The organism is Chroococcidiopsis cubana SAG 39.79 (assembly GCF_003991895.1).
Lineage (GTDB): Bacteria > Cyanobacteriota > Cyanobacteriia > Cyanobacteriales > Chroococcidiopsidaceae > Chroococcidiopsis > Chroococcidiopsis thermalis.
Genome location: NZ_RSCK01000179.1, coordinates 1 through 5,961 on the forward strand (window position 1 = coordinate 1; position 5,961 = coordinate 5,961).

5 protein-coding genes and 1 pseudogene are annotated in these 5,961 nt (G+C 46.5%); 2 read left to right on the forward strand and 4 right to left on the reverse strand.

What is annotated here, in order from left to right; translation table 11 throughout:
• The first annotated feature begins 117 nt into the window (after positions 1-117).
• Positions 118-672 (forward strand): DUF4435 domain-containing protein, encoded by a 555-nt coding sequence (locus tag DSM107010_RS36290; protein ID WP_241994481.1) that lies wholly within the window; start codon positions 118-120, stop codon positions 670-672.
• 142 nt (positions 673-814) lie between these two features.
• Here the strand turns inward: DSM107010_RS36290 and DSM107010_RS36295 are convergent, their stop codons facing one another.
• Positions 815-1,930 (reverse strand): hypothetical protein, encoded by a 1,116-nt coding sequence (locus DSM107010_RS36295; RefSeq protein ID WP_106169507.1) that lies wholly within the window; start codon positions 1,928-1,930, stop codon positions 815-817.
• A gap of 186 nt (positions 1,931-2,116) precedes the next feature.
• Here DSM107010_RS36295 and DSM107010_RS41830 point away from each other — a divergent pair.
• Positions 2,117-2,719, forward strand: a pseudogene (locus DSM107010_RS41830) (DUF1819 family protein).
• An 85-nt stretch (positions 2,720-2,804) separates the two neighbouring features.
• On the opposite strand, the gene brxL reads toward DSM107010_RS41830, so the two are convergent.
• From brxL to DSM107010_RS36315, 3 genes are all read right to left on the reverse strand, one after another.
• The gene (gene brxL, locus DSM107010_RS36305; RefSeq protein ID WP_106169508.1) at positions 2,805-4,823 is read right to left on the reverse strand and encodes a protease Lon-related BREX system protein BrxL; all 2,019 of its coding nucleotides are present in this window, start codon (positions 4,821-4,823) and stop codon (positions 2,805-2,807) included.
• A 65-nt stretch (positions 4,824-4,888) separates the two neighbouring features.
• Entirely contained in the window at positions 4,889-5,509 is a 621-nt protein-coding gene (locus DSM107010_RS36310) for a PglZ domain-containing protein (RefSeq protein ID WP_181246491.1), read from the reverse strand.
• Positions 5,509-5,928, reverse strand: a complete 420-nt coding sequence (locus tag DSM107010_RS36315) for a tyrosine-type recombinase/integrase (protein ID WP_199756013.1) — start codon at positions 5,926-5,928, stop codon at positions 5,509-5,511. The genes DSM107010_RS36310 and DSM107010_RS36315 overlap by 1 nt, the downstream gene beginning before the upstream one ends.
• Between the last annotated feature and the right edge of the window lie 33 nt (positions 5,929-5,961).

Genomic DNA, 5,961 nt, shown 5'->3' on the forward strand with positions numbered 1-5,961 from the left:
TAAATCTCAGCATTGACCAAAAAGTGGTCACTTCAACAGGATTGACCGCTTTTTTCTTGATTTAGTCTAAACTCCAGTCCTAATCTACTCCGCACTGATACCCACGCTCTTGAAACTATGCTGATTAAATCGCCAGCATTCAATAAAGTGGTGACTGAACTAGGCTCTGAACAGAAGATTCTCCAATTTAATCGAGATGTAAAATTAGTATTACTCGAAACTGGGATGTCGGTGGGTTATTTACTGTGGATTTCTCAGTGTGAGCAATTAAACCTGACCTTTGATGGTATTACATTTAGTAGTTTCATTGATGAGCAAACTCTACAAATTGATGAACTCAAACTGATTAGAGTAGTTAAGAATAAATCCCAAGCATTCTCTTTAAAGGATGAAGATCTAAAACAACGGCTAATCAGTCAGAAAAGCGATTGTCACGATCCTTGGCAAATCTGCTGCGGTCATGACTTAGTAGAAATCTTGTCGCTTGGCTTACGTAAAGCGATCGGCTCTAACAAAGCTGCTGACGTTGAACCGAACAGTCTTGAACGTAATTTGCGGCTTGCCTACGAAGAAGTCTACTTTTGTGAGACACAACTCTACTTGGATATTCGCATATGGGAAAGAAACAACCAGCCATTTAAGGTTTTGCGGAGTAACATACAACTTTTATAGTACAAACTTCCTGCATCACTTTGGTATTCGACCTGTGGTGCGATCGCCCTTCACCATCATCAACAAACCAGCGGGCGATCGCCCTTAAAGGCAATTCGCATCAGTAATGTAATTACTGTCAATCGGACAAAGCACTATTGGGCTAGAGTAACCTAGCTCGGCGCAATCGTTCGATCAAAGCAGTCCGTTTACTATACTGCCCATAAATTTGATTCAATCGCTCTTGAAAGGCTGGATATTTATCTCGATATTTTGCTAAATCTCGTAGCTGCACTAATATCTCAACGGCGCGATCGTAGGTCTTGGCTTGGGGTTTTTGTAATAGTGCTTCTACTTCGTCCCATGCTTGTGTTTCCCGTCCAGCTAATGCTTGTAGTTCTTGAATTCGCTGAGCCTCTGCTGCTTGTCGTTGCCGTTTTTCTGCCTCTGCTTGCTCTTTTTGAGCTGCATCTAAAAGCTGTTGAATGGTTCGGACAGACCGATCGCCAGAAGAGTCGATGGCGATCGCACCCAACAATTCTTGCCTAAACTTGACAGATAGGTGGGGTTCTGCTCTCGCCAATCGCAGCAGGAAAGCATCGCACTCACTGCGGGATAACTGAGAGATCGCTTGCTCGATTGTTTGTTCTGAAACAACTGTCGGTTCGCTGCTAGAGGCGGATGCAGCTTTGAGCAAATGCTCGTCTAGCTGAAAAATTTCTTTAAAGGCTGCTTGAGCATCGGAGAGTTGATTCAGTCCAGAAGGAACTGGAGGTTCTAGTTGTGTTGGCTCCAAAGTGATGTATTCTGGCGATCGGGTAATGGCTTTGAGCCATGCTAAGTACAAGCCCCGATAGTCTTGTTGGAGAATCTCTTGGCGTAGTCCGACCAGTTGTGAAAGAATTCCTTCTCCTTCGATCCAATAATCAAATCCTTCCTCTTGGCTAAATTCCCAATCTAAAATGGCATAGTCCCCCATGTAAGAAAGACTGATGCAATCCTCAAGACAATAGGGTTCAATAGCATTTGAGTCGATGAGGGCTTTGGGGAAGCGAAACGCCAACTGTTGCGTACCCCAATTGGCAATGTAATAGAATGCGTCAAAGTATTTTGCCAAGAGTTGCTTGGGGTCGCCTGGAAGATCGCTATAGCTGTAAGTAAACACAGCTTTGGTGGTACTTAACTCCACACGGCTGGAGAGTTGAGCGATCGCTGCTTGTTCTGTTTTGTTCAGCGATCGGTCTAGAGTTTGAAATTCATAGTATTGATATTCGCTCATGCGATCGATTAAAGCTGCAAAAGTGCATAAAGCTTAAATTTGAAATCCAGGGCTTGAGCTTGCTGGAATTTTTATCAGTGGTGGGTAGGATTTATTGTAGCCCTAGAAGAGTTGATGAGAAAGCTACGAGGGATGTACGTAAGCGCGATACGAGAGCGATCGTTAATAGATTCCTACTCTACCACTATGACCGAAACCACTTATGCTGCTCGAACTAGCCACGCTTTTGTGTTGACTGAAACTGCAACGGTTGCCCAACTGATACATCAAGGCGTAACCCAGGAGCAGATTCGCACGCAAGTATTAGTAGAAGACTTGTTCGGGCTGCGCTCCCAAGTTTCTCGCGCACGGGCGCTGCAAACTATCCTTAAACGCCTTGGGTAAACAACAGAGGCATACATTCAATTTATTGCTACTGGCAATCCTGACATTCGCCGACTTACTATCCTGTTCCTCATCCTGCGAGAAGATCGCCTGCTACGGGAATTTATCGCTGAAGTCTTGCTGGACAAAATTAAGGGTTGCGATCGCTTAGTAACTCCTGCTGACTTACGGACTTTCTTTGAAACCAAGCGAGACTCTTGTTCTGCTGTGGCTGCGTGGTCAGAATCTACCTACAAAAAAGTTGCAAGCAACACCTTACTGGTACTGGTCAATGCGGGGTTGTTGCAGCCCACCTCACCAAAAGGGAATTATCAAATTCGCGCCGTTCCCATACCATCCGCTTTACGTCAGCAACTACTTGCTGATGGGTTGGGTTATTACCTGAGTTTAATGTTAGACGTTTAATTCAACGCAGGGGAAGGGGGAATCTATATGTAGCTTCTCCCCTCTGCTCCCCTGCTCCCAAGCGCAGCGATGCCCCCCTGCCTCTTCAATCTACTGCCAGTGCTTTAAATACTGCGTCTACAGGATCGGCGTAAAATGATGTCTGAAATTTTGCAAATAACTCTGGTGGGACGCTAACTAAGTCTACGGCACTTGCCATTGGTAGGAGAACGCGCTTAGCACCAGCATCAAAGGCTACTTGCAGGCTAGCTGCTAGATTGTTGACTGGGTTAATCGTACCACCTAAAGTCATCTCACCAAATATGGCTAATTGTGTCTGGACGCTCCGTTTTAAGGAAGCGGAGCATAAGGAAACAAACAAAGCTAATCCACTTTCCTCCGGTGTCCCAGCTCCTTGCAAGTCTGGTAACTGGAGCAAGAAATCCCAATTATTTGGGTGTATGCTGCTGCTAACCCGTTGAGCGTTAGCTTTAAAGTAATTGATGGCAATGTCTACACTATCTTTCATCCTGGTAGCGCTCGCGCCCCCAGTGCGTACCAACTTGCCACTACCTGGTACTGCTTGCAGTTCGAGTTTGAACGTGCCGACGATACCGCTATCCCCAGTACTGACAAAGTATAAGTGACCTGGAGTTAGTATGTCTTGGCTAATCAAGCTCGCTCCACCTTGTTCTGGAACTGAGACAAAATGTTCTTCTAAAGTTTCCAAGTCAATGTAGCTGAAATGCACGTCGTAAAATTCCATCCCACCAATTTTCTTGAGCTGTTCCTTCACCCGCCGCCGCACTCGTAGGGCGTACACCAGGGCATCGCGCACGTCGTCTTTGCTAAACGAGCCATCGGGGAAGAGCAACTTCAGCAGTCCCGATACAGTTTTGCGGACTGCTTGTACATCCCGTTGCTTGAGATTATTACCTAATCGAAAGTAAAGGTCGATCGCATCGGCAAAGCTGCGTTTCCGCATTTCCCGCAGCCACTCCGCCAAGTAATCTACGATAAAACCGTACTGATTGGTAAAATTTTCGGGGCTAAATTTGGGAATTTCCCAACCAGGGATATAGGCGTGAAAGCGATCGAAGAAGGCAGTGTCAATCATAGCTTCGGGGAACGGTGCTAGCAGGTGAGAAGTTTTCACCAAGGATTCCACGCTTTGATTAATGTTGCCGACAAACACCATAGAAGCATTGGCGGTAATCTCTGCCTTACCCCGTGCAAATGAACCCGATGCCATGTAGTCTTTCATGATTTGCACGCCATCATTATCGTGGAAGCTGATGCCTGCTACTTCGTCAAAGGCAACGACATCAAATAAACCTACCAGTCCTACGCAGCGGCTGGACATATTGTAAAACAGGTTTGCTACTGTGGTTTTTCCACCAGAAACCAAGATTGAGTTGGGAGAAACTTCTTTGTAAACGTGAGATTTGCCTGTAGAGCGCGGTCCCAATTCGCAGCAGTTGTAGTTATTTTCACAAAGGGGTACTAAGCGGGCAAGTAAATGCCACTTCACATCCTCACTGGTAGTGGTGGGTTCTAGTCCCGTCGAGCGAATCAGCAAGTCAATCCATTCGCTACGAGTAAAAGCTGGACGACCTGCAAACAGTTCATCCATATTCACGCTGGGCATTTGGATCGGTTTGAGGCTTGTCACAATGAAGGGGCTGGGTTTCATCCCAGCTTCGTACTCTAGTTGCAGGATGCACCAAATACCACCACCCAGGAGTTTTTGGTTAGGTTTGACGATTTCAGAATCAATCACTATGCCCTTGACACCCAGGTTCATTAATGCGCCCTGGTAAATGTCATTTTTCTCGTTGAGTGTAACTGTCACGCGATCGATGATGGTGAAGCGCCCTAATTCCCGAATCTTAGATTTAACCTGTTCTGCTTCGTCAGGACGGACGTAATTCTGAGCTAGGATGTTTTTTACACGAGTAACGCCTTCCTCAATGGTGGTTTCATCGTCAGTAGCACAGTACATACCCAGTAGGTATTCCAGCACGTACACGGGTACGTTAGCACCCTCTTTGATCCGCTTGGTCAAGTCTTTCCGTACTACCTTTCCAGGGTAAATGTTGTTGAGTTTTTGGTTCAGGTCGTCCATTGGGGAGAAGTGGCAGGGGGGCAGGGGGAGATGATTTGGTATCATCTACTGGGTGAAGATTTCGATCAGAAGTCTCCAAAGTCGTTGGCGATTCCTAAACTAACTGTCCAAGGTTCTCGCAGCAATTCACTCTCGTCATCTGCATCTTTGACGATTAAATAGGCGTTAGTAGGGGGATTAGCGGTAGTTACGGTCAACCGCAGGTTAATTTCCCGATCGCTGGGATGGGGGCTATTGCTACTTAATTTGGCTCCTCTCACGTCTGTGATGGGTGTATTCGTTTGGGGATCGTACAAAGCAACTGTAATTTGACGCGATCGCCATCTACCCTCAACTGCTTCAGTCTGTACTAATGTCAAGCTAAAGCGATTATTCGTTACCCGTCGGACTCTCGCACTTACCTGTACTCCTACTTTACGGGCTGGTCCCTCGTCGCCTTTTGCCCTTTGGTGATGGTAGGTAATGACTGGTACGCAGATTTCCTGAAGCGATGCCCCGCCGTGGACGAACTGCGCCCCCGCCCCTTGGACGGCAAAGCGTAAACTACCACGGGGTACAATGGCAACACCATCTTTTAAATAAGGCAAGTTGAAGTGCAGCAAGGTTGGATCGATCGCACGTTCCCGTGCTAAGAGGAGAGCGAAAAATTTCGGGGGAGATCGGCGGCAATCAGTGGTTTTAAACACTAATCATTCCAAAGACCTTGAAACCTGGCAGATGCAAGTTCGGTGTAACGGACTGTGTGTTGGATATTGTTATGACCTAGGTAGCTCTGAATTGTGCGAGTATCGGTACCTCGATTCGCCAAATAGTAACCCGTTCCATGCCGCAGCATATGAGCATGAATTGGAAAAGAGAAACCTGCTAACTCGCCAGCCCGCTCAACAATTCCACTTACAGTATCCCGTGCTAACGGTCCACGTCGAGAAGACTGGAAAACATAGGGGCTAGAAGGATAATCTCGTTGCAACTTACGCAGAGAGCGAATCTCATCAGAGTAAAGTGGTTGCACAGAAGGAGTTCCCTTTTTGACTCGCTTTACGTAAATCGTTCCACCGTTAAGGCGGTTTCTATCAAACAGAATACCAGTTGAGCTAAGATGCAATTATGCGCTCAACCTTGTAGGAGCAAAGCCTTG